Origin of the sequence: Actinopolymorpha cephalotaxi (assembly GCF_013408535.1) — a bacterium.
GTDB classification, from domain to species: Bacteria; Actinomycetota; Actinomycetes; order Propionibacteriales; family Actinopolymorphaceae; genus Actinopolymorpha; species Actinopolymorpha cephalotaxi.
On the sequence record NZ_JACBZA010000001.1, the window covers coordinates 6248010 to 6272647 of the forward strand.

Genomic DNA, 24638 nt, shown 5'->3' on the forward strand with positions numbered 1-24638 from the left:
CCTCACCGGGCCATCTGGGAACGGATCGAGTCGGCCGCGTCGCGGACGGCCCGCTCCGGGGACTGGATTCCCCGCATGGTCTCCGACAGCGCGATCGTCATACGCGCGTTCATCACGTCCCAGTACGGACTGGTCACCATCGTGGGGGTGTCCTCGACGATTTGCCCGTAGACGTCGAACGGTCGTTGCCCACCGAGGTACTTGGACTCGTACTTACGCAGGCGTGCGTCCTGCCAGGCGTTCTTCATGGTCGGCAGATAGGACGCCTTGAGGAAGCGCTGCACCTGTCCTTCCCGGGTGCAGTAGGCCTGTTTCAGCAGGTCGAGCGCGGCGGTGGTTCCCGGCTGGTTCTTGGTCACGCCGAAGCCGGTTCCGCCCCACACCGCCGTCGCATGGCCGGTTGTGAAACGGGGGAACGGGCGGATCCGCCATCTGCCGCTCAGCTTGGGTGCGTTGAGTTGCAGTACGAAGGGCTGGAACCAGTCCGGCATGATGTAGCCGATGACCTGCCCGGCGTTCATGGCCGCCACGCCGGCCGCGCCGTAGAAGTTGGACAGGTCCATGAACGCGCCGGACTGCACCCCGCGCCGCAGCAGCTTCAGCGCGTCGACGGTGTGCGGGTTGTCGACCTGCAGACTGCCGTCGGCTCCGAAGCACTGCCCGCCCTGCTGCAGCATCAGCATCGTCATCCAGGTGATGTCGTTCGAGCTGACGGCAGCCACCGCGACGTCGTGATCCCGGTGTGCTTTCGCTCCGATGGCGAGCAGGTCGTCCCAGGTCTCGAAGTCGGTGCTCAGGCCGTACTTCTTCCAGAGGTCCTCGCGGTAGTAATACACCCCCATGCACATGTCGGAGTCCAGCCCGTAGACCGCGTCACCGGAGCTGTAGGGAACGATGCGGGCCTTGTAGAAATCCCTGTCCAGATGGGGGATCTCCTTGCGCAGATCGACTGCGAACTGGCCGCCGATGTCGTCGCGTTGGAGGCGGGAGAACTGACTGATCTCGAAGCCGGGCATGTCTGGCAGTCGCGTTCCGGACATGTACGAGGTCAGAAGCTTGGTGACCACCTGGTCGGTGGACTGGATCAGCGAACTGATCCGGTAGTCGAAGCGCTTGTCCGGCCGTTGGTTCAACTGCTTGGCCCAGTAGGTGAAGTAGGCCGGGTAGTTCGGATCATTCGTCCAGACCTGCAGGTCGACCGGGCCCGACGATTTCGGAGTCTGCGCCTCGGAACGGCCACAGCCGGTCAATCCCACCCCCGCGCCGATGGCCGCCCCACCGGCGGCGGTCAGAAAGCCTCGGCGAGTCATCGAGCCGGCACCGGTCCGGACACTGCTGGATTGCGGGTGGGTATGAGCCACTGCTGCTCCTCCAAAACAGATGATGATTCGATGATCAGATGATCGTAAGGTAAGCAGAGTTGGGTGTCGAGAGCTCACAAGGGGAGGTGGGACGATGCCGCCGAGAGTGATTCCCGTGGGATCGAATTCCGGCAGAAGACCGGTGGCTCGGCCGCAACGTTTCGGTGATGTCGTTGCCGAAGAACTCGTGCGTTCGCTTGCCCGAGGAGATGTGGCGGCAGGTGAGCGGCTACCTCCGGAGCCGAAACTGCAGGAGGAGTTCGGGGTCAGCCGCACGGTGTTGAGGGAGGCGCTCAAGTTCGTCGAGAGCCGCGGCATGATCAGCATCCGGCAGGGGCGTGGCGCGGTGGTGCAACCGACGGACGCGTGGAATCTGCTGGACCCCCTCGTACTGTCCGCCACGTTGGAGACCCACCCCACACCTGAGGTGTTCGAGCACCTGATGGATGTCAGGGAGCTCCTCGAACCCGCTCTCACCAGGTCGGCTGCCTCCCGGATCGGTGAGGAGGACCTCCGTCGGTTGGGTGAACTACTACTGCACATGGCCGAGGAGGTCGCCGACTCCGAGCAGTATCTGCTGCACGATGTCGAGTTTCACGCCGTCATCAACCGCAACGGGGACAACCTGATCGCGCGATCGATCCTTTCCTCGATCGAGCTGCCGCTGCGCACGAGCCGGAGGATGACGAACACCAACCCCGGTGCTCTGGCAAGAGCGCAGGAAGACCATCAAGCCGTCTACGACCTGCTGCGCGCCGGGGACGGCGATGGCGCGGCTGACGCCATGCGTACTCACCTGTCCACGTCGCGGGACCAACTACTTCGGCGATGGTCGTCGAGCGCCGGGTAATGCGCTTGGGGCGTTGTGGACAACAAATCCGCGGCAGCGACGTGCCGGAAACGGGCGTACGAAGCTGGCCAATATTGCCGTCGCCGAGTCATTGACAGCGCATTTGGCCTGTAGCAAACTTCCGGCACCGCGGTTACATCGTTGAATTCCGATTCAGGAGTCGCCGGTGACTGTGCCCTCCACGATCGATCCAGCCTTCTCCGTAGGACCAGTCGATTTCTTCCGCGACCATGTCGCCGCCCTGGTTCGCGAACTCGGTGCGAGCGTCCCCGGGACGCCGTCCGCGTCCTCGCCAGCAACCAGGTGAACGTCACCCTGCCGCCGGCGTCGTGCCCCGGCATTCGACTCGCAGCCGCTGACCCTTCGAAAGGACAACGATGACCACTGCTGATCCGGTGCGGTTCAGTCGCCGGACCCTGCTCGGCGCCGCCGCCTCTGTCGGCGCCGGACTCACCTTGTCCGGCTGTGGTGGCAGTCACGGTCCGGGTCAGGAACCCGCGCAGGGCAAGGGCGGTGCCGAGGGCTACAACGGGCCTGCCGTGACCTTGCAGTACTGGAACGGCCTCACCGGCGGCGACGGCCCCGTGATGAAGAAGCTGGCCGCGAAGTTCATGGCCGCTCACCCGAAGATCAAGATCACCACCACGTCGATCGCCTGGGCGGACCTCTTCCAGAAGCTGCCGGCCGCGGTGCAGAGTGGTCGCGCCCCGGACATCTGCCTGATGCACACCGCCGACATCGCCACCAACGCCGCCCGCCGCGTGGTCCAGCCGCTCGACGACGTGGTGAAGGGTCTCGGGCTCACCGCTGGCGACTACGCCGAGCTGGTCTGGAAGGCGACCTTCTACAAGGACCAGCAGTACGCCATCCCGCTGGACATCCACCCGGCAGGCCTCTACTACAACAAGAAGGTGCTGACCCAGGTTGGCGCCGACCCGGCCAAACCGCCGACCACCAAGGACGAGTTCATGGCGGTGCTGGACAAGTGCAGGTCCAAGAACGTCAAGGGCTACTGGGTGAGCGCCCTGAGCATCGGCGGCCTGGTGGCGCAGTCGATGATCTTCCAGAACGGCGGCTACATGATCAACGACGACGGCACCAAGACCGGCTTCGGCGATCAGCCCGCGATCGACTCGATCAGCTACTTCAAGAGCCTGATCGACGACGGCTACTCGCCGAAGAACGCCGCCGCCGACGGCGACTGGGTCTCCTTCAGCAACAACAAGGCCGCCTTCATGATCGTCGGTCCGTGGATGGTCACCCCGTGCAAGGAGGCAAAGGGCCTGGACTGGGGCTGTGCGCCGATCCCGGTGTTCGGTTCGGCGCAGCAGACGTGGGCGGGCTCGCACTGCTTCACGTTGCCGCGCCAGGCCAACCAGGACAAGAACAAGGCGGCCGCGGCGCGTGTCTTCGTCAACTGGATGAGCCAGAACTCCGTCGGGTGGGCCGAGGCTGGCATGGTGCCGGCGCGCAAGTCCGTCCGCGAGTCGCCGGAGTTCTCCAAGTACACCGATGTGAAGCAGTTCGAGAAGATGATCGACTGGGCCCACTTCCCGCCCAACGTGCCGGGCGCCGGTGACACCGATCCCGAGTGGAGCAAGGCCGTCAGCCTCGCGGTGACCGGGAAGAAGCCGGTCGCGCAGGCCCTGCAGGACGCGGCCCAGAAGGGCGACCAGATCCTGACCGCGAACAAGAAGAAGTACAGCGGATGAGCAGACGAGGCGATCGGGAGCCGCGACCATGAGCCGGACCGGGTTGCGGCACCACCGCCCGCTGACGCCATACCTGTTCGTCGCACCGTACGTCGTGCTGCTGTTGGCCTTCGTGGTGGGACCCGCGGTCTTCGGCGTCTGGATGAGCCTGCACAACTGGGACTTCATGCTGCCGGGCAAGCCATGGGTGGGTTTGCAGAACTACCTCGACCTGCTCGACTCCAGCTCGGTGATCTTCCATCCGTTCTGGAACGGCATGAAGAACACCTTCCTGTTCGTGCTGATCAGCGTGCCGTTCCTGGTGACGATCCCGCTGGGGTTGTCGCTGCTGCTCAACCAGAAGTTCGCCGGCCGCACGTTCTTTCGTGCGGTCGTGTTCACGCCGTTCGTACTCGGGGTCGCGGTGGTCGGCCTGCTCTTCGGCTACCTCTTCGACCCCGAGGTCGGGCTGATCAACGGCATCCTGAGCGGGGTCGGGCTGCCGAAGGTCGCCTGGCTGACCACTCAGCCGCAGGCCTGGATCACGATCGTGGTCACGACGATCTGGTGGACGATCGGCTTCAACGCGGTGATCTTCCTTGCCGGGTTGCAGGGTCTGCCCGGAGAGCTGTACGAGGCGGCGGAGCTTGACGGCGCCGGCCGGTGGGCGAGGTTCCGGCACGTGACCGTGCCGGGCCTGCGCAACATCTTCCTGTTCGTGGTGACGACGACCATCCTGGCCAGCGCGAACCTGTTCGGACAGCCGTACATCCTGACCAGAGGCGGCCCGGGCGACAGCACCACGACGGCGATCATGGCGATGACCAACGAGGGCCTGCGCGGCTTCCGGATGGGCACCGCCGCGGCGATGAGCTACGTGCTGGCGCTGGCCCTGACGTTCATCTCCATCGCCAACTTCCTGATCATGCGGGAGCGGAAGCCGTCATGACGATGACCAAGTTGATCACCAGCGGCCCATCCGGCTCCGCGTCCACCGAACTCGGCCGGCGAGCTCACCAGCGGGGCTACTCCCGAAGCAGGGTAGGGCCGCTGACGTACGTCGCGATGACAGTGATCTCGCTGATCTTCGTGCTGCCGTTGCTGTGGATGGTGCTCACGACGTTCAAGACCGAGTCCGACGCCCGTTCGATCCCGATCCGGGTGCTGCCCAGCGAGTGGACCCTGCGGGCGTACAGGGTGATCTTCGACGACGCCGCGAACCCTGTCTACACGTGGTTGTTCAACTCGCTGATGGTGTCGGTGCTGCACATGCTGCTCACCCTGGCGGTGGCGTCGGCGGCGGCCTACGCGCTGGCCCGGATGCAGTTCGCCGGCCGTAACCTGCTGTTCGGCGTACTCATCGCCACGCTCTTCGTTCCCGGCTTCATCTTCTTCATGCCGAACTACCTCACGATGAGCACGCTCGGCTGGCTGGACAGCTACTGGGCACTGGTGGTGCCGGGTGCGGCCGGCGCGTTCGGCGTCTTCTTCCTCCGCCAGTTCTTCCTGTCGATCCCTCGCGAACTGGAGGAGAGCGCCCTGATCGACGGCGCGAACTCGTGGACGATCTTCACCCGGATCGTGCTGCCGCTCTCGAAGCCCGGGCTGGTGACGCTTGCGGTGCTGAGTTTCCTCGGTGCGTGGAACGACTTCATCTGGCCGGTGTTCGTGCTCTTCAGTCCCAACAAGATGACGCTGGCACCCGGCCTCGCCACCCTCCAGGGGGCCTACACCACCGACTATCCGGTGGTGATGGCCGGAGCGACCGTGGCCGCCGTCCCGGTGCTGATTCTCTACGTCGTGGTGCAGCGTTACGTGATCGAGGGCGTCGCCAACAGTGGGCTGAAGGGCTGATCCCCCGAAGCTCCGCGGGTGCTCGCTATTCGGGTTGCGGCCTCGCTGTCCGGCGCTCCAAGGTGTGTTCATGTTGATCCGACGCGAGACGGCGGCCGACGTGCCTGCCGTAGGGGCTGTCACGGGAGCCGCGTTCGCCAAGCCGGACACGCCGGCTCCTGTCGAGGTGAGAATTCTCGACGGGCTACGCGCCAGCCCCGCCTGGCTGCCGCCGCTGTCCCTGGTGGCGATCGGCGCACAGGAGGAGGTCCTCGGGCACGCGGTGTGCACCCGGGGGTACGTCGGCGCAGTGCCTGCTCTTGGCCTCGGCCCGATCAGCGTGCACCCCGACCACCAACGTCGCGGCGTCGGGCTTGCCCTCATGCACGCTCTGCTGGGTGCGGCGGATGCTGTCGGCGAACCATTCGTCGCCCTGGTCGGCAACCCGGTCTACTACGGCCGATACGGCTTCAGCACCGGCACGGACTTCGGGATCGCGCCACCGGATCCCGCCTGGGGGGAGGCCTTTCAGGTACGCACGTTGACCGCGTACGAGCCCACGGTCCGGGGCACGTTCACGTTCGCCGAGGCCTTCGACGTGGCGTGACCCGCGGATCGCACCGGCTGGGTAGTCAGCCGGGGACGTGCTCTGCCCGGCCGCCGATGCTCGACGTCAGGGCACGTGAAATCGCGCGGCGCATGCTGGCCGCGGACTGGTAGCGGCGGTCGGGATCCTTCTGCAGGGCGCGCAGCACGATCGCGTCGTACTCCGGCGGGAGGCCCGGAAGGAGAACCGACGGAGCGAGCGGTTCCTCGTGCATGTGGCGGCAGGCGACTTCGTACGGAGTGGGGCCCGTGAACGGAGGAACTCCGGTGAGCAGTTCGTACAGCACACAGCCGACCGCGTAGATGTCACTGCGGTTGTCGATCGGACGTCCGGCAGCCTGTTCGGGAGACAGATACTGGGCGGTGCCGACTATCGCGGCCGGGTCGGTCAGGCGGCCGGTCTGCTCGGTGGGAGAGCAGGCGATACCGAAGTCCATCACCTTGATGGCGCCCGACGTGGTGACCATGATGTTGCCCGGCTTGACGTCTCGATGGACTATGCCGTGCCGGTGGCTGGCCTGGAGCGCGTCCAGGACGTCGATGAGGATCTCCAGGCTGCGCCCGGGCCGAAGCGGGCCGCTTTCGGCGGCCACCTCCTTGAGGGTCGTGCCCTCGATCTGCTCCATGACGATGAACGGAACGTCGACCCCTCCGTGGTGGGTCGTACCGGTGTCGTGGACGGCGACGATGGACGGGTGGCTGAGGGCGGCCGCCAACCGCGCCTCGCGACGAAAACGTGCGAGGAACTCCGGCTGTACGGCGAGGTGGCTGCGCAGAATCTTGACGGCCACCGACCTGCCGAGGAGGTTGTCCGCGGCGTCCCACACTTCGGCCATCCCGCCGTGGCCGAGCAGCCCGCGAAGTTCGTACCGCCCGTCGAGCGGCCGGTCGACGGGCTTCCGTTCCTCCCCGGCGTCCGCGTCACCGGCATCGCCGTCCTTCGAGACGAGTACGGTCCGGTCGGCGGCGGCCAGCGGCGTGGCGCCGCGCATCGCGCCGACCGGCATGCCGGCAACGTCTTCTTGACGCCCCCAGTCCAGCCGGCTGACCACCTCGGCGAACCGGATGTAGGTGTCGATGCTCGCGATCACCGCACGCGTCTCGAGTGCGAGGAGTTCGGCGCCGACGACCGCCACCCGCAGGTTCGCTTCGATGACGATGCCCTTGTGGAGCACGGCTTCGACGACCTCGGCGAGCCTGTGTGGTCGGGGCGCGCGGCTGATGTTCTGCGCGTACACGGCAGCCATGAGTGCGACCTCCAACGGCCTATGTCACTCCGGACCGCTCCCCGAACGGCTCGGGTCGAATCAACGTGTGCTCACCCTTCCACATGATCAAGAAAACACCCATAGGGGTTGGATCACGCGTGGGCACCGGCACGCAGAGCGAGTGCGCCGGCGGCAGACCTCTCCGGCGGGTGAGATCGGACCTGTCAATGGCTGCTTGACGCAGAGCAATCGATCGGTCGCGGGGAAGCGATGTGGTGGCCGAGTCCGGAACCTTACCGGCCAAGATCTGACATTTTCGGTAAAGATGCCATTCGCACGACCGTCGCGGGGGCGTGTCCCCACATTCCGCGCAACCCCAACCCATGAGGTGACGGCGTGAAAGATCACAACGACGTTCTGCGTACGAGCTTGTTCTACGGGGGTTTACGCACCGAGCTCGTTCGATGACCCGGCGGAGACCGGCTCCCGCCCACAGAGGTAAGCGGAAAGTGCTGTTTGCCGCGACCGCCGGGGCAAGCGTCGCGCTCGCGGCCGGCGGCGCCTTCACTTACTCGCACGTGTTCGCCTCCGTCGAGCCGCAGGCGAAGGTGCTGTACGAGCCGACCCCGAGCCAGCGAGTCGTCACCCACCGCCCGAATCGGGGTGGGGTGCGCGCCCCGCTGCCGACCGTGACGGAGATGGCGATGGCGAGCACGCTGCCCCCGACTCCCACGCCCACACCTACTCGTACGGCCAGGCCCACATCGAAGCCGACCAGGACCGCAACCCCCACACCGAAACCCAGGCCGAAGCCGAAAGCGGTCTCCAGGCCCCAACCCAAGCCCCAACCCAAGCCCCAGCCCAAGCCGAAACCGCAACCGAAGCCGGCGGCCGCGCCCGTCCGGCTGGCCGACGGCAGGCCGAACTTCCAGCTGCCGTTCAGGTGCGGGCAGCGCTGGCGCGCCACGACCTACGCGGGTCACAACCCCGAGCAGGGCAAGATCGACTGGTTCTACCAGGACGGGACCACGCGCGGACAGGACGTCCTCGCGTCCGCGCCGGGTGTCGTCGACCACATCTCACCCAACTCCGGGCTGATCGAACTGGACCACGGCGGCGGCTGGTACTCGGTCTACATCCACATGCCCACCTTCGCTGTCAGCGAGGGCCAGAAGGTCGCACAGGGCCAGAAGATCGGCGAGGTCGGCTCGGTCAACACCGATGTCGCCCACCTGCACTACGAGCAGGTCTTCGACGAGAACGGCGACGGTCGCGGATCGACGCCGGACGAGATCCAGATCCCGCTGATCATCCAGGGCACGAAGTACGCGCTCACGGAGTCCACGGACGACGTGGTGGTCACCAGCAGGAACAACTGCGGCTGAGACAGCGCGCTTTGCTCATGGACGGGTGCGGGCCCAGGCGAGGACGTCGTACGGGTGGGGAAGCCGGTGCTCGCTGACGGCGTTCAGCCGTCCCATCTGCTCGTCGGTGAGTGACCAGCCGGCAGCCGCGAGGTTGTCCTCCAACTGTTCCAACGTGCGTGCACCGACGATGGGTGCGGTCACTCCGGGCCGCTGTGACACCCACCGCAGCGAGACCTGGGCGATCGACCTTTCTGTCTCCCGCGCGATCTCTTCCACGACGTCGAGCACCCGCCAGGTGTGCTCGGTGCCGTAGTGGTTCCAGATCGGGTCGCCGCTGTCGTTCAGCCGCTCGATGCGGGTGGCGTGCGGCGGTGCCTGCATCCCCCTTCGGTAGCGGCCCGAGAGAAAGCCCATGCGTAAGGGACTCCAGGCGATCAGACCCAGGCCCTCGGACAGGCAGAGGGGTATCAGCTCCCACTCCGCGTCACGATCGAGCAGGTTGTAGAGCGGCTGCAGGCAGACGTATGCCTCCCAGCCGCGCTGGCCGGCGAGATCGATCGCCTTCTGCAGTTGCCAGCCCGGGTAGCTGCTGGCCCCGACGAAACGCACCTTGCCGCTCCTCACGAGCATGTCCAACGTGGAGAGGGTCTCTTCCAGTGGCGTGTTCTCGTCGAGGACGTGTGTCTGGTAGAGGTCGATGTAGTCGGTACGCAGGCGACGAAGGCTCGCCTCGACCGCCGCAATGATGTGCTTACGCCCGCCCCCGCGGTCGTTGGGTCCGGATCCCACGCGGTGGTAGACCTTCGTCGCGATCACCAGGTCGTCTCGCGACTGCCGCGCCATCCAGCGGCCGAGAATCTCCTCCGACCTCCCGTCGGCATAGCCGTTGGCGGTGTCGACGAATGTCCCGCCGGCTTCGGCGAAGGTGTCGAGCATCCGGTGCGCCGTCTTCTCGTCGGTCTCGTTTCCGAACGTCATGGTGCCGAGGCACAGTTCGGACACTCGCAGGCCGCTACGGCCGAGAAAGCGTTGTTCCATGCGTGGTGACGCTATGCGCAGCCGGCTCATGCGTCCAATGCAAAGTAGTGGACAATCTTGATACCTGTACGGCATCATTCGTCGCGTCGTGGAACTTCACCAGCTTCGCTCGTTCGTCGCCGTGGCCGATGGCATGCATGTCGGCCAGGCGGCGCGACGCCTGCACGTTGCCCAGCCCACCCTCAGCCGCCAGATCGCCGCGCTCGAACGCGATCTTGGGGTCGAGCTGTTCAGTCGGGCACGGCGACGGTTGGCGTTGACGTCTGCCGGTGAGGTGTTCCTCGCCGAGGCTCGCGAGATCCTGCAACGGGCCGACAAGGCGAAGCGCGACGCCCAGCGGGCGGCGCGCGGTGAGGTCGGCACCCTGCGGCTGGGATACGTCCAGTCCGCCACCTACGATGCCCTGCCCCGGATCGCCGGACCGTTTCGATCCCAGAGCCCCGGCATACGACTTGACGTACAAGCCATGACCACGCTTCGACAGATCGCGGCGCTACGCGCTGGAACGCTCGATGTCGGACTGCTTCGGCCGCAGCAACCGTCCGCCCGGAAGCATCCGGGCGTCCTCGACGGCCTACGGACGAGCGTCCTCTCCCACGACGACATGCTCGCGGTGTTGCCGGCCGGCCATCCTCTCGCCGACCAGGACAGGATCGCGCTCGCCGATCTTCGCGGTGAGGCGTTCTTGCTCTACGCCGCGGAAGCGGGCTCCAGCGGGTACGACGTGATCGTCGAGGCCTGCCTGCGAGCAGGCTTCATGCCCGATGTCGTACAACATCCCAAGGACGCCGCGACTCTCGTCGCGCTCGTCGCAGCGGGCCTCGGCATCTCGATCATGATCAGCCCGGGCCCGCCGATCGATCCCGCACTCATCGCCTTCCGACCGCTTGCCGACGACCTTCCCACCTGGGACCTCGCCCTTGCGTGGTCACCCGACAACCCGTCGACGGCACTCGCGCGGTTCCTTACCACCCAGGGCCTTGGCTGAGCACCGGCGCGAGCCTCGTAGCTGCTGACCTACGATGTGACACGCCAGCGCGATCATCGTCCGCGCGCTGTCCGCCGGCGAGGGAGCGACAACCATCATGGGCAGGACATCGACCGAGTGGTCCTTCGTCACCACCGACTCGCTGGAGAAGGTCTACACCGACGGCGATCCGCGTCCACTCGACCGGTCCATCTCGCAGAGCCTCTTCCTCGGTGAGACCGGGTCCGTGCAGGTCGCGTTCAGGCCGCCGCTCGACGGACGTTCTCCGGACCTTCGGCCGATCGTCTTCGAACTGTCAGGAGACGCGAGCCGGTTCGCGACCCTGCACACGGTCGAACTCGTCCCCTGCACCACCATGGCCTATCCGGGACTCCACGACGATCGGTACGACCGGGAGGCACCAGGCCTGTATCCGGATCTGCTCCGACCGGTGGTGGACGGCGAGGTCATGCCGTTGTTCGGTTACTGGCGAGCAGTGTGGATCGACGTGCGGGTGGACGACGCGGCGGATGCCGGAGTTCACGACCTGACGATCTCGGCGCGCACCGCCGACGGCGATCCGCTCTTCGAGGACGCGGTCGAGTTCGAGGTCTTCCCGTACGAGCTTCCGCCGCTGGACATCGTCAACACTCACTGGTTCCACTGCGACGGACTGGCGCACTACTACGACGTGCCGGTCTTCGGCGAAGAGCACTGGAACGCCATCGACAACTTTCTCGGCCGGGCGGCCGAGATGGGTGCGACGTCGGTGCTCACCCCGGTGTGGACCCCGCCGCTGGACACCGCGCGCGGCACCACCAGAACGCCTGTGCAGCTTGTCGACATCAGCTACTCCGACGGACGGTACTCGTTCGGCTTCGACAAGCTCGGCCGCTGGCTGGAGCTGTGCCGCAAGCACCGGTTGGCACAGGTCGAGATCGCGCACTTCTTCACCCAGTGGGGAGCCGAGGCGACTCCGGCGATCTACGTCGAGGAAGACGGCACGACCGTGCACAGGTTCGGCTGGCATGTGGCCGCCACGGACCCGGCATACCGCGAGTTGCTCTCGCAGCTCGTGCCGGAGCTGCGGGAGTTCCTGGCCGCGCAGTGGTCCGGCGAGGTTATCTACCACGTGTCCGACGAGCCGCACGGGGAGAAGGCGCTTGCCACCTACGAGGCTGCGCGCGCGGTGATCGCCGACCTGCTCGCCGGCTGCACCATCGTGGACGCCCTCAGCGACTTCGCCTTCTACCAGAACGGCGTGGTGCCGATTCCTGTGGTGGCCACCAACGCGATCGGGCCCTTCCTGGACGCGAAGATCGACGACCTGTGGGTGTATTACTGCGTCTCCCAGCAACGCGACGTCGCCAACCGCTTCATCGGCCTGCCCTCGCTGCGTAACCGCGTCCTCGGGCACCAGCTGTTCGCGTTCGACGTGGCGGGCTTCCTGCACTGGGGTTTCAACTTCTACAACACGGTCGGTTCACGCGCGCACGTCGATCCCTTCCAGGACACCTGTGCCGGTGGAGGTTTCCCGGCCGGCGACCCCTTCATCGTCTATCCGGGTCCGAACGGTCAGCCGCTGGACTCGATCAGGTTCAAGGTGTTCGCGGCGGCCATGCGGGACCACCGGGCGATGCAGGCGCTGCGCGACGTCGCGGGCAAGGATGCGGTGATGCGCCTCATCGACACCGACGGCAACGGCGGGCCGCTCAGGTTCGACGCGTACAGCTACGACCCGAACCACTACCGGCGTACGCGCGAACAGATCAACCGGCTGGTCGCGGCCGCCATGGCCGGACCGAAGTAGTGGTCTTGGCACGGTCTACTCCGCGGAGCGGACCCCGATGTTGAAGATGTAGCTTCGCCGCGGCCGGTCGGCCGAGTGGTTCGCACCGGTGAAGTGCGGGGTCCCGGGCGCATGCATGGTGCAGCCGCCGGCCGGGATCTCGGCCACGACGACGCGCGAGAGATCGAGCTGAGTAGTGGGGTCGGTGAGGGCGAGCAACCGTCCCTCGTCTTCAGGGCTGCCCGATGCCACGTAGTGCTCGAGGTGCGGTCCGTCGTGGCGCCCCGGAACGAACTGCATACAGCCGGTCTGGGTGTCCACATCGTCCAGGGGCACCCAGAACTGGATCGACCGATCGTGCATCTGACTACCCGCGTCGGCGAACGGCATGGCGCCGTAGGCGAAGTCCTGATGCCACGGTGTGACGTGCGGATGCCCGGGCGGCTTGTAGATCAGCATGTCGAAGGTTCGTACCAGCTGATCCGTTCCGAACAGTTGCCGGGCCAGCACGAGTGCGTTGTCGACGGCCGGGTTGCGGTCGAAGAGCGGGTGTGCCCGCGCCGGCAGCATGACTTGGCGGGTGATGCCGCCGAGCATGCGGTCCGAAGGGTTGGTGTCCTGACGGGTCAGGAGGTCGTCGTACGCACCGCGCAGTGCGGCCGTCGTCTCCGGTCCGATGAGGCGGTCGAGCACGAGGAAGCCGTCGCGATGCCATGACGCGACCTGCTGACCGTTCAGAAAGGGGGTCTCGTCCATGGTCGGCGCTGGTGAACTCACTCCGCGGTCCTTTCGCTGGTTTTTGCGCCCGGTACCCGGCCGGACCTTGGCCGCACGCTCATGACGGGATCCGATCTGCGTGACCTGTCCATCTTCCAGTACGACGGGCATTCAGCCCTTCCTACTGTCGGGAACCGGTCGGAGACCCGGTCTCGCGTTCGGCCGCCTGGAGTCGCCGCCACTTGACCATCGACTGCTTCATCTCCTCGCGGAGGAACGCGAAGAACCGGCTGGTCTCGTCCATCCGCCGCCCTGCGGGGGAGTCCGGACCCAGGACCGCGATGCCCTCGTCGGCGCCGGCCTGCACCTGGACCAGTACGGGGTCGGACTGACTGATGAAGTGGCTCCAGGTGTGCTCGTGGATCCGGCAGAAGTCGTGCCGGCTGCCGGGCTCGCGGCCGCGTTCGACCAGCCGCACCTGCACGAGGTACTTGACCGCCCCCGAGATCGCGGATGCGCCGACACCCAGGCGTTCGGTGAGCTCGGCGGCCGACAGCCTGCCGGAGTCGGCGACCATCAGCGCGGCGTACACCCGCGCGGCCATCCGGGGCATGCCGGATTCGACCATGATCTGCGCGAACCGTTCCCGGAAGACGACGACGTCGGCCTCGTCCGCACTCATCGCCGCACCTCCTTCCCTTGGTCTCGACCATCGACAGACTGATCGTGTCACGGACTTCACGAAATTCGTGAAGTAAGAGTAGCGTCACTGGCGTGAACGACACCGAACTCGTCGGCGTGCAGAAGACCCTCAGCCCCATCCTGCGGGCCAAGGCACTGGACAACCGACTGCCGGACCCGATCCTCGGCGACAAGTACGCCGAGCAGGCGATGCGGGGGCTCGACCCCGACTACGACAAGCGCAGATTCGGCACCAGCCAGATGGGCTTGGCCGCCGTCGTACGCGCGAAGGCCCACGACGACTGGGCCCGAAGCTTCCTCGCCGACCACCCCGATGCCGTGGTCCTGCACCTGGGCTGCGGCCTGGATGCGCGGGTGTACCGGATCGATCCGCCCGCCACCGTCGAGTGGTACGACCTGGACTACCCGTCCACCATCGAACTACGGCAGCGATTCCTGCCGCCGCGCGAGCACTACAACCTGATCGGCTCCAGCGTCACCGACCTGGCCTGGCTGGACCGCATTCCCCGCGGCCGGCCGGTGCTGATGATCGCCGAGGGGCTCGTGCCGTACCTCACCGAGGCCGAGGTCCGGCGGTTGGTGACCAGCGTGGTCGACGCCTTCCCCATGGGTCAGATCCAGCTCGACCTGGTGTCGGTCATGGGATGGCGAACGTCGAAGTGGGACCCCACCCTGCGCAGGTACGGCACCCGCTTCCACAGCGGTTTCGACGACCCGGCCGCGTTGGCCGACTGGCACCCGCGGCTGGAGTACGTCGACGAGGCGCCGATGAACGACTCGCCGGTGCTGATGGCCAAGGCGCCCGCGAGCGTACGCCGGATGTACCGCCTCCTGAACCTGCTGCCGGGCATGAAACGGTCCGTCCGCATCGTACGATTCCGCTTCTGACACGCCGACAGTAGGCTCCGCTCCGTGAGGCACGTGCCTGTGCTGCGGCTGACGGTGGCGGCCTGTCTTCTCCTGGGCCTGTCCTCGTGCTTCATGGCGGATCCCATGCCACCTCAGATCGGCGTTGCGAGGGGCCCGGACGGACTCGAGGTGCACGCCGGGACCTGCTCCGACGACAGCCTCGAGTCCGTGCGCGTGTATCTCGGAGACAGCGACACGAGCAGGCTCCTGTGGTCCGGCGTACGACCCGAAACCGCAAGCGCCAAGCGTGGCACGGTTCTCCTCGGCAACTCAGCGGCCTTCGGGCGAGCCAAGGGATCCATGCAGGCTTCGAACGACCAGCTCATCTCGATCGAAGTGGATTCACGCCTCTCCACCACCGGAACAGCTTTCCGGCCCGACAAGATCCCGTTGACGCGGAAAGCCGGGACCTTCTGGGTCTACCCGTGGAAGCGTGCGTACTCTGCTGCGGCGATCGATCGGCAGAGTGGGTGCCGATGAGTAGCCCCCTAGTCGAGGCCGAGGCCGCGGCGACCTGTGTGGTTGAGGTCGTCCGGTGAGAAGCGGTTGGCCCAGGTGCGTTCGTAGTGCTCGTCGGGGAAGTCGCTCGGGCTCGAGCCGCTGAGGAACGCCTCGCGCACCTGCACCGCGTACTCCTCGTTGCGGGGACACCATGGCGCGGCGGGGATGTAGATGACGTTGCCCCAGCCCTTCTGGTCCGTGACCGGCGCGACGCTGTGGATCATGTCGCAGTGCCACCACACGGAGTCCCCGGCCCGCACGTCCGGAATGCCGGTGAGTGCGTCCATCAGCAGCGGGTGCCATTTCTCGCTGACAGGAAAGACCTGGTTGACAGTGACGCCGCACATGTCGTCCTCGGGTACGTCGGGCAGCAGCGGCCGCAACATGAGGTACGCCATCGCGCCGGCGATCGGCACGGTGTGCAGGACGCCCTGGTCGTGCTCCATGTCGGACAGGGCGGTCCAGCCCTGGAAGGTGCGGAACGCCGAGCACATCGTGCTGCCGGGGTACTGCTTGCCGACGGTCCGGTTCGCGGCCTGCCACGGGTCGTACTGCTCGACATTCCCGTCGAACAGGGGCGCGAACGCCTGCTGGTTGGCCCGCGTCATCCACAGGTCGAGCGTGCCCGGGTCGAGGTGGGCGCCGAGCCCGCCGGAGTCGGTGCCCGGCGGCCGGCGCCGGATCCGGTCGGGGTAGAGCGAGTCGCGGTCGGGGTCGAACCACTGAACGCCGTCGGAGGTGTGCGTCCACTGGTGGTTGAGGAACGACTGGACGCGCGCCATCCGGGCGCTCTGGCGGGCCTGCATCTGGGCCGGGGACCAGTAGATCGGGTAGATCTCGGGCTTGGATCCGACGCTGCCGAAGAAGTCGTCCCCGGGGCCGCGGTAGTCGGCGAAGAAGTTGTTGCCGTCGACGTACTCGACGATCTCGCGGTCCCACGTCAGCGCCTGCTCGCGCTCGAAGTGGCCGCGTACGACCAGGCATCCGCGCCGGCGTAGCTGAGCCACCTGCTCGGGCGAGACCGTTCCGGCGGCGATGTCGGCGTAGTCGACGACGGGCCAGATCGGCTCGCCGTTCCGGCGCTCGGCGGCGATCTGCTCGACCTCGGCCCGGATGTGGTCCTCGACGACCGCGAAGATCTCCTCGACGGTACGGCCGGACGCGGCGATGCGCGCACGCAAGGCCGCCTTGACAGTGCGGATCGCGCCCGGAAGGTCGTCCGGCGTCTGGTCCCAGTGGGGAAGCGCGGGCAGGGTGACAGGGTTCGCCGACATGGTCACTCCTTCTAGTCACGGCTCCTTACTTGAACGGAACTGTAGGCGCGCGGAGCTTTCCAGGCAAGATCCCTGTCTAGAATGACCGTGTGGATCCCGCCAAGCCGTCGCCCGAGTTGCTGCGTGGGCTGACCGACGAGCACGTGCTGTCGGCCCTGATGCGGCGGCGCCGGATGACGCGTGCCGAGCTGGCCGCCGAGACCGGCCTGTCGAAGCCGACCGCAGGGGAGAGTGTGCGCCGGCTTGTGGAGCTGGGGCTGGTGGTGGACACCGGTGAGCGGAGCGCTGGCGGACGTGGCCGCGGCCGGGTCGGGTCGTACTACGCACTCGCCGCCGACATCGGCGCGGCCCTGGCGATCAGCATCGCGCCCGAAGGGATCGTGGTCGAGGGCGTCGACGCCTACGGCGAGACCCAGGTGCGGGCCGAGGAGATGGTCGACAGGCCGGCCGGACCGGAGACCGTTGCCACAGCGGTGGTCGCGGCGGCGGAGCGGGCCCGGGCTCGCGTCGAGGGGCCGGTCCGGATCGCGGTCGTCAGCGCGGCGGGCCCGGTCGATCGTTCCACGGGCCGCCTGGTCCACGTCGCGGACGAGCCGTTCCTGATCGGTGCGCTCGATCCGGCCGAGATTCTCGCGCCGTACGTCAGTGGGCCGGTCGTCGTCGACAACGACGTGAACTGGGCGGCGCGGGCCGAGCTCGACCACCATCGCCGCCACGGCGATCCGCTGCTGCGGGACTTCGCCTACGTCTTCCTCGGCGAGGGACTCGGCTGCGCGATCGTCAGCGACGGGCAGGTGAGGAAGGGCCACACCGGCATGGCGGGCGAGATCTCCCATGTCGTCACCACCGGGAGAGACGGCCGCGCCACCCAGCTGATCGACGTCTTCGAACAACTCGATGTACGCCAGCCCGGGTCGACCGCCATCGACGTCGACCGGCTGATGGCCGCCATCGCCGACGATGCCGACGACGGTTCCGCAGTACGCCGGACGCTCGGGCAGGCCCTCGGCGGAACCCTCGCAGCCGTCGCTGCCCTGGCCGATCCCGAAACCGTCATCGTCGGTGGCTCGTGGGGAACGCATCCGGTCGTACTCGAGACCATCGTCGCCGCGGCCGGCGAGCTGCCCCGGCCCGTCGCAGTCAGGGCCGCGCACCTCACGGCCGAGCCCTCGCTGACCGGTGCGCGCGCGGAAGCGCTCAGCCGCCTGCGCAGGACGATCGTCGACGCCGCCACGACCAGCAGTCGAGATGGATAAGAGTGTCGCCAGGTCGTACCGCCCTGGCTACATTTCGATCCATGATCAGGATTGGCCGGAGGGCGATCGCGTTACCGGCGGTCGTCGGCGTCCTGATCGTCGCGGGTGGAGCTGCCCTCGTTGCCACGTGGCCTGCTGCCGAGGACCGCTATTACGCCTCGAATGAGCGGTGGTTCGCACGCGACGTCGAGTCCGCCGACAACTACTATCGGTTTCCGGATGTCGAAGCCGCGGCCAGGAACTCCGACGTGATCCTCTTGGGTCACATCACCGGACTTCAGCCGACCCGAAAGTTCCGCGGGGAAGTCGCGACCGATGTGATCGCCTACGGCGGATATGTGGTGGCGGTCGACGAGATCATCTCCGGGACCCTGACCGAGCCCGGTGCCGACAGCATCGTCGTCGAAGTCTTCAATCAGGACTACGACCTGGTGAAGGATCTCAAAGAGGGCAAGGCCGTGCTGCCAAAGGGGCAGGCGCTGTGGCTGCTGCGGTCGAACAAGAAGATCCTCGACGCCCAGGTCGCGTACCTGAAGAAGAAGGGCAGGTACACCGATCAGTTCGGAAAGGACGCCGCGGCGGCGGCACCCTTCTACCAGCCCGTCGGGATCTACCAAGGCGTGTTCATGCAGGGAAGCGCCCACGTCGAGAGCCTGTTCGACCCTGATCGCGACACCGGCGTCGCCGTCGACGTCGCGCGTTGGGCCAAGTTGAGCGACCTCGTGTCACACGTCCGGTCCCTCGGCTGACGAACTCTGTTCGGTCGCGGCGGGTGAAGGTGGCCCGGGCGCACGCCCCTGGCGCTCCTCCAGGCCGGGTCGCCGTGCCGCAGCGATGTCGAGGGAGGACGAGACATCCTCTCCCTCGTCGAACCGTCGATCGAACTCGTCAGCTCTCATAAGGCCCTGTCTTCCACAAACCGGAAACGACGAACCTCGGCGTCGGCGGGGCGGTGTCAGGGCGGTGTCAGGTCTGCGTCAGGGCTAGCGCGGATGGTGGCCGCATGACAACAAAGAGCACGTCCTCGATCAGGTCGCAGTGGACCGGCATGGTGGCGGTCGACGACACGGCCCTGGCGGTCACCGACTCCGGCGGTCCCGGTATTCCCGTGGTCTACCTCAACGGCCAGTTCGCCACCCAGGGCTACTGGCGGCGGGTCATCGCCGACCTCGGAACGGACTGGCGGCACATCACCTACGACGAGCGGGCCCGCGGCAGGAAGTCGGGGCGTTCGACGGACTACTCCTTCGAGGCCGCCGTCCGCGACGTCGACGCCGTTCTCGCGGCCAGGGGCGTGGACCGGGCGCTCGTGGTGGGCTGGTCCTACGGCGCGGTCGTCGCGGCGCACTGGGCCGCACGTAATCCCGACCGCACGCTGGGCGCGGTTCTGGTCGACGGCGCGTTTCCGTACGACTGGCTGGACGACGCGATGGAGCAGCGGATCCGGAAGCTGTTCCGTCGGATGGGCTGGTTCACGCCGCTGCTGCGCCCGACCGGCCTCACCCCGCGGATGTCCGCGGACCAGCAGGCCGACAGCAACATCGAGCTCGGCAGGCTCTCCCGGGAGCGGGAGCTTGCGGCCGTACTCGACAACCTCACTGTCCCGACCCGATACGTGATTGCTTCCGGTACGTCGTTCGGAAGCAGGGGCGACGAGCAGGAACGCATCCGCGCCGGCCTCGACGGGGTGTTCGAGCGCAACCCGAACATCCGGCTCGGCGCGAAGGTCGCCAGCAACCACGGCGCCATCCTGCGCAAGGACTTCCCGGCGATCGCCGAGGCCGTACGCGACGTCGCCGCCGACTCGCGTACGAACTCACACGACTGAAGGAGACGTTGTCATGGAGCTGATCGTCGGAGCCGTCATTCTCCTGGCGGGAATCCTGATCGGCCGTTTCCTGCCCGGCCTGGGCCGACCGCGGCAGAGCGCGCTGGCGGAGGTCAAACCCTTGTGTGGGTGCGGGCACGCGTCCTCTTTCCACGAGGAGAGAGGACGGTGTCACGCACTCAACGAGGTGGCCCGATGGGACGGCGGACGGTGGGCCGGGATCGAGTCCGTTCCGTGCAACTGCCGGAAGTACACCGGACCGGAGCCGCTCCCGGCCTTCTACGCTCCGGAGCTCACCGAGTAGTCGCGGTACGCCACCAGAGTGTGAGCTCGCGAGCCGGCTCGCCGTGGGTGCCGGTCGGCAGGACGGCCGCGTTCGTGAACCCGGAAGCGGCCAGCGGCCGTTCGTACGCGCCGATGTCGGCCGTGGCTACAAACACGACCGGCCGCTGCGGCCAGTCGATCCTGTCGAGGAGATCGCCGAGGAGGTGCTCGAACCCCGGAAGCACGTGGAGGTCGAGGAGCCACGCACCGCCGAGCGTGAGTGGGCTGGGAACCACGTGGCACCACCCGGCGATCCCGCCGTCAGGGCCCTCCGCAACCTGCGATTGCGCTCCCGCAAGCTGCAGTTGACCCAGCAGTTCGAGGAAGCTGCCCTCGGCGCTCGCGTGTTCGTCGATGCCCAGCGCCGGCGACCTCGGCGTCAGCTCTCCGGCGAGGAGTTCGTGCGCGAGGGTGAAGCAGACCGCACCCCAGTCGTCCCACCTGGTCGGCCGGATCGACGCGTCACCCGCGGGTGCCGGGCTGGGGTCGCTTCTGGGCTTCGTGAACCAGAACATCTGTCCCGACTCCGGAACCGCGGACCGGAACCCGAAGGAGCCGTAGATCTCGTACGGCTTGGAGCCGAAGCCGGTCGACAGGGTGAGGTGCGTGAACCCCAGCGCCCGGACGTCGTCCATCTGCACGGCCATGAGCTGCCCGTACGCGCCGCGACGGCGCCACTCCGGAACCGTGTAGACGTGGCCCAGGACACCGAAACCACGGGCACCCGAGACCATGACATGCGTGACCGGTTCGCCGTCGACACAGCCGACGTAGAAGTAGGTCCGCAGGCCGTCCAGTGGCTGGTCGAGCGCGCGGTCGATGTGGCCGTCGTAGGGCGGACCCTTGTGCCGAAGGAACGACCTCAGCCGATCCGCCCAGTCCGGGTCCGGGGCCTCGACCACCGCGAGTTCGAGCGCCTCGCCGCTCGTCAGCTTTCCGGTTCCCAGGGGGCGGTACATGTCGCGGGGGACCTCCTCGGTCACAGTCGGCTCGCACACCGTGCAGTCGCGCCGCGGTCGCTGTCAACGGCCGCAGCCGTCGTCGGCCGACCGAATCAGGGCGGCTGCCGGGACGGCCACGCGACCCGTGGACCAGGATGCCGGGCATGAGCGAGACAGACAACGTGAGCGTGCGGATGGTCCGGGACGACTTCGCCGATGTCCCCCAGCACGAGCTGCCGGCGGGCTACCGGTTCCGTACGTACGAGGTGGGCGACGAACGGACCTGGACGGACCTGCACGTCGCGGCCGAGCCGTACATCGACGTGCGGCCGGACCTGTTCGTACGGGAGTTCGGCACCGACCCCACGGTGCTGTCCGAGCGGATGTTCTTCGTGGAAACGCTCGAGGGTGAGCCGGTGGGAAGCATCACCGCCTGGTGGGACCAAGATCGCCACAACCCCGGGGAACGCGGGCGCATCCACTGGGTCGTGGTGCACCCCGCCCACCAGCGCCGCGGCCTGAGCAAGCCGATGTTGACACGGGCGATGCAACGGCTCGCACGCAGCCATCCCAGCGCCGTGCTGGGAACGTCGTCGGGGCGTACGTGGGCGCTCAAGGTCTACCTGGACTTCGGCTTCCACCCGGATCCGGACGAGCTGGCGAGCAGCCCCGAGGTCGCGGCGGGGTGGCAGGGCGTACAGGCCCGGCTACACCATCCCCTGCTGGCGGCCTACCTCCGCTGAGGCCTCCGGCCGCGTCGGGCAGCGCGGCGGCAATTTAGTCTGGGGAACGCTGTCGATTCCGGGCCGGCCGTACGACGTAGGGGCGTACGGACAAAACCGACCAGCCGAACGGAGACCTCCCATGGCTCAGTACGCCATCCTGATCTACGCCAACGACTCGGCCCACGGCCCGGAAGGCACCGCCGAGGAACTCGCGGCGCACGACCGGCACGCGGAGGAGCTGATCAGCTCCGGGGCGATGCTCGTTGCTGCCGCGCTGCAGACGCGGGACACCGCCACGTCGGTCCGCGGCGACACCGTGACCGACGGGCCGTTCATCGACGCCAAGGAGGTCATCGCCGGCTTCTGCATCGTCGAGGCGCCCGACCTGGACGCGGCCCTGAAGATCGCCCGGAGCAACCCCGCCACCCAGCAGGGCGGCGGAGTCGAGGTACGCCCGGTCGAAGGCATGTTCGTCAAGGCCCAGACCGGGGCATGAGCCGAGCCCGCATGACCGACCCGGCAGACGTCGAGGCCGCGGTCGTCGACGCGCACCGTCGCGGTTGGGCCCTGGTGCTCGCCGCGACGGTGCGGGTCGCCCGCGACCTGGACCTCGCCGAGGAGTGCGTGCAGGAGGCGTACGCCGCGGCGCTGGAGACCTGGGCGCGCGACGGTATCCCGGACAACCCGGTGGCCTGGCTCACCACCACGGCCAAGCGGCGCGCGATGGACGCGGTACGCCGCGAGCGGGTGTTCCGATCCAAGCTGCCGTTGCTGGTGGAGCCCGAGGAGTCGGAGGACTCGGTGGACGAGGCGGCGATGGGTGAACAAGGGGAGTCCACCGCGGACCATCCGGAGGACGTCGTACCCGACGAACGGTTGCGGCTGATCTTCATGTGCTGCCACCCGGCTCTGGCGCAGGACGCTCAACTGGCGCTCACCCTGCGGCTGGTGTGCGGGGTACCGACCGGCGACATCGCCCGGGCGTTCCTGGTGTCGGAGCCGACGATGGCCGCCCGGCTGACCCGGGCGAAGAAGAAGATCTCGGCCGCCCGCATCCCCTTCCGGGTGCCCGAGGCGGCCGAGTTGCCGGACCGACTGCGCGCGGTGCTCGGGGTGATCCACCTGCTCTTCACCGCCGGCCACACCGCGCCGTCGGGCGACTCGCTGGTGCGTACGGACCTCGTGGACCAGTCGCTGCGGCTGACCCGGATGCTGCGCAACCTGATGCCCGACGAGCGGGAGGTGTGGGGGCTGCTGGCCCTGCTGCTGGTGACCGATGCCAGGCGGGCCACCAGGGTCGACGACCAGGGCCGGCTGCTGCGGTTGGAGGACCAGGACCGCTCACGGTGGGACCGCACGGCGATGGCCGAGGCGCACGACCTGATCGTGGACGGCCTACGCGGTGGGCGGCCGGGCCGCTATGTGCTGCAGGCCGCGATCGCCTCGCTCTACGCCGAGGCGCCGACCTATGACCGGACGGACTGGCAGCAGATCCTCACGCTGTACGACGCCCTGCTGTCGGTGTGGCCGTCCCCGGTGGTGGCGCTGAACCGCACCGTGCCGCTCGCGATGGTCAGCGGACTCGCGCGGGCGTTGGCGGAGGTCGAGGAACTGGAGAAGGACGGCCGGCTGGCGGGTTATCAGTACCTCCCGGCGATCCGGGCGGATCTCCTTCAGCGGCTGGGCCGTGACGAGGAGGCCGCGGCCGCCCACCGGGAGGCGCTGGAGCTGACCAGGAACGAGACCGAACGGGAGTTCCTGGCCGGCCGCATCGCCGACTCTCATCGACCGTAGGGCTCCCGGGTCGCCGGGTCGCCGGCTTCGTGGTGCCGGCCGCGCGGATACTCGGGTGCGGACCCGGGCGGCAACTTCTAGGGTGGCGCCCATGCCGCCGCCCGACACCGCCGTGTCCTCGTATCCCCCGTTGAACGTGCAGGTGCACACGCCCCGGCTCTCGTTGCTGGGGGCGACGGACGCGCTGCTGGAACGGCTCGTCCCGACGGTCCGCAAGGGAGTGGCCACGGAGCCGCCCTGGCCCTTCGACGACCCGATGTCGTTGTACGAGGACGAACCGGATCGGACCTGGGCCTGGCTCCGCCGAGTGTGGGCCGGCCGCGGACGGGTCGACGACAACTTCTGGCGGCTGTACTTCGTCGTGGTCGTCGACGGCCAGGCGGTCGGCATGCAGGACCTGATCGGGTCCGACTTCGCCACCTTCGGAACGGTCACCACTTTCTCCTGGCTCGACCCGGACCTGCGCGGCCGTGGCCTGGGCAAGGAGATGCGCCACGCGATACTCCACCTGGCCTTCGACGGAATCGGGGCGCGGGAAGCGGGCAGCGACGCGTTCTTCGACAACCAGGCCTCGAACCGCGTCTCCCAGGCACTCGGCTACGAGCGCAACGGGATCGACCGGGCCACCCGCCGCGGCGAGGCCGCCGAACTCCTCCGCTGGCGGATCACCCGCGAGCAGTGGGCGAAGGGACGGCGCGACGACATCACCCTCGCCGGCGTCGCCGAGTGCCTGCCCGTCCTGGGGATCCCCAGCCCCGCGTGACCACTCGTCGACCGTTCGCCCAGACGCCGGCGATCAGAAGCTCGTACGGACACGGCTGCGGGCCTCCCACGGGCACGGCTCCGATTGCCGAGGTGGCACAAGACGGCCAGGAGTTGCCCTTGTGCGTCCAGCCCGGCCCCGACCATCGTCGGACGAGGGGTCGAGGACTGGGAGGCACGCCGTGGAAGGCCGAG

Annotated in this window: 24 protein-coding genes; 17 read left to right on the forward strand and 7 right to left on the reverse strand. The window is 67.7% G+C overall.

The window, feature by feature from the left end:
* Positions 1-2: 2 nt before the first annotated feature.
* Positions 3-1439, reverse strand: coding sequence for an ABC transporter substrate-binding protein (locus tag FHR37_RS27830; protein ID WP_139239217.1), 1437 nt, complete (start codon positions 1437-1439; stop codon positions 3-5).
* Positions 1440-1455: 16 nt separating this feature from the next.
* Between FHR37_RS27830 and FHR37_RS27835 the strand changes: the two genes are divergently transcribed.
* From FHR37_RS27835 to FHR37_RS27855, 5 genes are all read left to right on the forward strand, one after another.
* Positions 1456-2211, forward strand: a complete 756-nt coding sequence (locus FHR37_RS27835) for a FadR/GntR family transcriptional regulator (protein ID WP_092889683.1) — start codon at positions 1456-1458, stop codon at positions 2209-2211.
* 377 nt (positions 2212-2588) lie between these two features.
* Positions 2589-3923 carry an ABC transporter substrate-binding protein gene (locus FHR37_RS27840; protein WP_092889680.1) on the forward strand — a complete coding sequence of 445 codons (1335 nt, stop codon included), beginning with the start codon at positions 2589-2591 and terminating at the stop codon, positions 3921-3923.
* A gap of 28 nt (positions 3924-3951) precedes the next feature.
* Positions 3952-4851 (forward strand): carbohydrate ABC transporter permease, encoded by a 900-nt coding sequence (locus FHR37_RS27845; RefSeq protein WP_175542820.1) that lies wholly within the window; start codon positions 3952-3954, stop codon positions 4849-4851.
* Positions 4848-5756, forward strand: coding sequence for a carbohydrate ABC transporter permease (locus FHR37_RS27850; protein ID WP_092889677.1), 909 nt, complete (start codon positions 4848-4850; stop codon positions 5754-5756). The genes FHR37_RS27845 and FHR37_RS27850 overlap by 4 nt, the downstream gene beginning before the upstream one ends.
* Before the next feature lie 70 nt (positions 5757-5826).
* Positions 5827-6342, forward strand: a complete 516-nt coding sequence (locus tag FHR37_RS27855; RefSeq protein WP_092889674.1) for a GNAT family N-acetyltransferase — start codon at positions 5827-5829, stop codon at positions 6340-6342.
* A gap of 25 nt (positions 6343-6367) precedes the next feature.
* On the opposite strand, the gene gvpJ is transcribed toward FHR37_RS27855, so the two are convergent.
* The gene (gene gvpJ, locus FHR37_RS27860; protein WP_092889671.1) at positions 6368-7588 is read right to left on the reverse strand and encodes a gas vesicle protein GvpJ; all 1221 of its coding nucleotides are present in this window, start codon (positions 7586-7588) and stop codon (positions 6368-6370) included.
* A gap of 470 nt (positions 7589-8058) precedes the next feature.
* Here gvpJ and FHR37_RS27865 point away from each other — a divergent pair, with 470 nt between their 5' ends.
* Positions 8059-8934 carry a M23 family metallopeptidase gene (locus FHR37_RS27865; RefSeq protein ID WP_092889668.1) on the forward strand — a complete coding sequence of 292 codons (876 nt, stop codon included), beginning with the start codon at positions 8059-8061 and terminating at the stop codon, positions 8932-8934.
* Positions 8935-8949: 15 nt separating this feature from the next.
* On the opposite strand, the gene FHR37_RS27870 is transcribed toward FHR37_RS27865, so the two are convergent.
* Positions 8950-9954, reverse strand: coding sequence for an aldo/keto reductase (locus FHR37_RS27870; RefSeq protein WP_092889665.1), 1005 nt, complete (start codon positions 9952-9954; stop codon positions 8950-8952).
* A gap of 88 nt (positions 9955-10042) precedes the next feature.
* Here FHR37_RS27870 and FHR37_RS27875 point away from each other — a divergent pair, with 88 nt between their 5' ends.
* Positions 10043-10942: a LysR substrate-binding domain-containing protein gene (locus FHR37_RS27875; RefSeq protein WP_092889662.1), complete on the forward strand. Its 900-nt coding sequence runs from the start codon at positions 10043-10045 to the stop codon at positions 10940-10942.
* A 97-nt stretch (positions 10943-11039) separates the two neighbouring features.
* Positions 11040-12731 (forward strand): DUF4091 domain-containing protein, encoded by a 1692-nt coding sequence (locus tag FHR37_RS27880; protein WP_092889659.1) that lies wholly within the window; start codon positions 11040-11042, stop codon positions 12729-12731.
* 15 nt (positions 12732-12746) lie between these two features.
* Here the strand turns inward: FHR37_RS27880 and FHR37_RS27885 are convergent, their stop codons facing one another.
* Positions 12747-13598: a phytanoyl-CoA dioxygenase family protein gene (locus FHR37_RS27885; protein WP_092889656.1), complete on the reverse strand. Its 852-nt coding sequence runs from the start codon at positions 13596-13598 to the stop codon at positions 12747-12749.
* 10 nt (positions 13599-13608) lie between these two features.
* Entirely contained in the window at positions 13609-14109 is a 501-nt protein-coding gene (locus FHR37_RS27890) for a GbsR/MarR family transcriptional regulator (protein WP_092889653.1), read from the reverse strand.
* 92 nt (positions 14110-14201) lie between these two features.
* Here FHR37_RS27890 and FHR37_RS27895 point away from each other — a divergent pair, with 92 nt between their 5' ends.
* Entirely contained in the window at positions 14202-15017 is an 816-nt protein-coding gene (locus tag FHR37_RS27895; protein WP_092889650.1) for a class I SAM-dependent methyltransferase, read from the forward strand.
* Positions 15018-15526: 509 nt separating this feature from the next.
* On the opposite strand, the gene FHR37_RS27900 is transcribed toward FHR37_RS27895, so the two are convergent.
* A complete protein-coding gene (locus FHR37_RS27900; protein ID WP_092889752.1) occupies positions 15527-16813 on the reverse strand; it encodes a DUF1479 domain-containing protein in 1287 nt (428 codons plus the stop codon).
* Between the two features lie 89 nt (positions 16814-16902).
* Between FHR37_RS27900 and FHR37_RS27905 the strand changes: the two genes are divergently transcribed.
* The 4 genes from FHR37_RS27905 (at position 16903) to FHR37_RS27920 (ending at position 20201) form a co-directional block, all read left to right on the forward strand.
* Positions 16903-18069, forward strand: a complete 1167-nt coding sequence (locus tag FHR37_RS27905; RefSeq protein WP_092889644.1) for an ROK family transcriptional regulator — start codon at positions 16903-16905, stop codon at positions 18067-18069.
* 41 nt (positions 18070-18110) lie between these two features.
* Positions 18111-18818 carry a hypothetical protein gene (locus FHR37_RS27910; RefSeq protein ID WP_092889641.1) on the forward strand — a complete coding sequence of 236 codons (708 nt, stop codon included), beginning with the start codon at positions 18111-18113 and terminating at the stop codon, positions 18816-18818.
* A 254-nt stretch (positions 18819-19072) separates the two neighbouring features.
* Positions 19073-19897, forward strand: a complete 825-nt coding sequence (locus FHR37_RS27915; protein WP_092889638.1) for an alpha/beta fold hydrolase — start codon at positions 19073-19075, stop codon at positions 19895-19897.
* A 13-nt stretch (positions 19898-19910) separates the two neighbouring features.
* Entirely contained in the window at positions 19911-20201 is a 291-nt protein-coding gene (locus tag FHR37_RS27920; RefSeq protein WP_092889635.1) for a hypothetical protein, read from the forward strand.
* Here the strand turns inward: FHR37_RS27920 and FHR37_RS27925 are convergent.
* Entirely contained in the window at positions 20191-21180 is a 990-nt protein-coding gene (locus tag FHR37_RS27925; RefSeq protein WP_139239216.1) for a GNAT family N-acetyltransferase, read from the reverse strand. The two genes, FHR37_RS27920 and FHR37_RS27925, sit on opposite strands and share 11 nt — an antisense overlap.
* Positions 21181-21326: 146 nt before the next feature.
* Here FHR37_RS27925 and FHR37_RS27930 point away from each other — a divergent pair, with 146 nt between their 5' ends.
* The 4 genes from FHR37_RS27930 (at position 21327) to FHR37_RS27945 (ending at position 24444) form a co-directional block, all read left to right on the forward strand.
* Positions 21327-21905 carry a GNAT family N-acetyltransferase gene (locus FHR37_RS27930; RefSeq protein ID WP_175542819.1) on the forward strand — a complete coding sequence of 193 codons (579 nt, stop codon included), beginning with the start codon at positions 21327-21329 and terminating at the stop codon, positions 21903-21905.
* Positions 21906-22026: 121 nt separating this feature from the next.
* Positions 22027-22383, forward strand: a complete 357-nt coding sequence (locus tag FHR37_RS27935; protein ID WP_092889627.1) for a YciI family protein — start codon at positions 22027-22029, stop codon at positions 22381-22383.
* Between the two features lie 11 nt (positions 22384-22394).
* On the forward strand, positions 22395-23681 hold the full coding sequence (locus FHR37_RS27940) for an RNA polymerase sigma factor (RefSeq protein ID WP_092889624.1): 1287 nt from the start codon (positions 22395-22397) through the stop codon (positions 23679-23681).
* 91 nt (positions 23682-23772) lie between these two features.
* Positions 23773-24444: a GNAT family N-acetyltransferase gene (locus tag FHR37_RS27945; protein ID WP_092889621.1), complete on the forward strand. Its 672-nt coding sequence runs from the start codon at positions 23773-23775 to the stop codon at positions 24442-24444.
* Positions 24445-24638: the final 194 nt, after the last annotated feature.

What these genes read in the sequence shown, in the direction of transcription:
- gvpJ (WP_092889671.1), bottom strand. Translation starts at nt 7,588, where the DNA reads ATGGCTGCCGTGTACGCGCAGAACATCAGCCGCGCGCCCCGACCACAC.
- FHR37_RS27885 (WP_092889656.1), bottom strand. Translation starts at nt 13,598, where the DNA reads ATGCCCGTCGTACTGGAAGATGGACAGGTCACGCAGATCGGATCCCGT.
- FHR37_RS27900 (WP_092889752.1), bottom strand. Translation starts at nt 16,813, where the DNA reads ATGTCGGCGAACCCTGTCACCCTGCCCGCGCTTCCCCACTGGGACCAG.
- FHR37_RS27890 (WP_092889653.1), bottom strand. Translation starts at nt 14,109, where the DNA reads ATGAGTGCGGACGAGGCCGACGTCGTCGTCTTCCGGGAACGGTTCGCG.
- FHR37_RS27940 (WP_092889624.1), top strand. Translation starts at nt 22,395, where the DNA reads ATGACCGACCCGGCAGACGTCGAGGCCGCGGTCGTCGACGCGCACCGT.
- FHR37_RS27945 (WP_092889621.1), top strand. Translation starts at nt 23,773, where the DNA reads ATGCCGCCGCCCGACACCGCCGTGTCCTCGTATCCCCCGTTGAACGTG.
- FHR37_RS27880 (WP_092889659.1), top strand. Translation starts at nt 11,040, where the DNA reads ATGGGCAGGACATCGACCGAGTGGTCCTTCGTCACCACCGACTCGCTG.
- FHR37_RS27850 (WP_092889677.1), top strand. Translation starts at nt 4,848, where the DNA reads ATGACGATGACCAAGTTGATCACCAGCGGCCCATCCGGCTCCGCGTCC.
- FHR37_RS27855 (WP_092889674.1), top strand. Translation starts at nt 5,827, where the DNA reads ATGTTGATCCGACGCGAGACGGCGGCCGACGTGCCTGCCGTAGGGGCT.
- FHR37_RS27910 (WP_092889641.1), top strand. Translation starts at nt 18,111, where the DNA reads ATGATCAGGATTGGCCGGAGGGCGATCGCGTTACCGGCGGTCGTCGGC.
- FHR37_RS27845 (WP_175542820.1), top strand. Translation starts at nt 3,952, where the DNA reads ATGAGCCGGACCGGGTTGCGGCACCACCGCCCGCTGACGCCATACCTG.
- FHR37_RS27930 (WP_175542819.1), top strand. Translation starts at nt 21,327, where the DNA reads ATGAGCGAGACAGACAACGTGAGCGTGCGGATGGTCCGGGACGACTTC.
- FHR37_RS27915 (WP_092889638.1), top strand. Translation starts at nt 19,073, where the DNA reads ATGACAACAAAGAGCACGTCCTCGATCAGGTCGCAGTGGACCGGCATG.
- FHR37_RS27835 (WP_092889683.1), top strand. Translation starts at nt 1,456, where the DNA reads ATGCCGCCGAGAGTGATTCCCGTGGGATCGAATTCCGGCAGAAGACCG.
- FHR37_RS27925 (WP_139239216.1), bottom strand. Translation starts at nt 21,180, where the DNA reads ATGTACCGCCCCCTGGGAACCGGAAAGCTGACGAGCGGCGAGGCGCTC.
- FHR37_RS27920 (WP_092889635.1), top strand. Translation starts at nt 19,911, where the DNA reads ATGGAGCTGATCGTCGGAGCCGTCATTCTCCTGGCGGGAATCCTGATC.
- FHR37_RS27870 (WP_092889665.1), bottom strand. Translation starts at nt 9,954, where the DNA reads ATGGAACAACGCTTTCTCGGCCGTAGCGGCCTGCGAGTGTCCGAACTG.
- FHR37_RS27840 (WP_092889680.1), top strand. Translation starts at nt 2,589, where the DNA reads ATGACCACTGCTGATCCGGTGCGGTTCAGTCGCCGGACCCTGCTCGGC.
- FHR37_RS27935 (WP_092889627.1), top strand. Translation starts at nt 22,027, where the DNA reads ATGGCTCAGTACGCCATCCTGATCTACGCCAACGACTCGGCCCACGGC.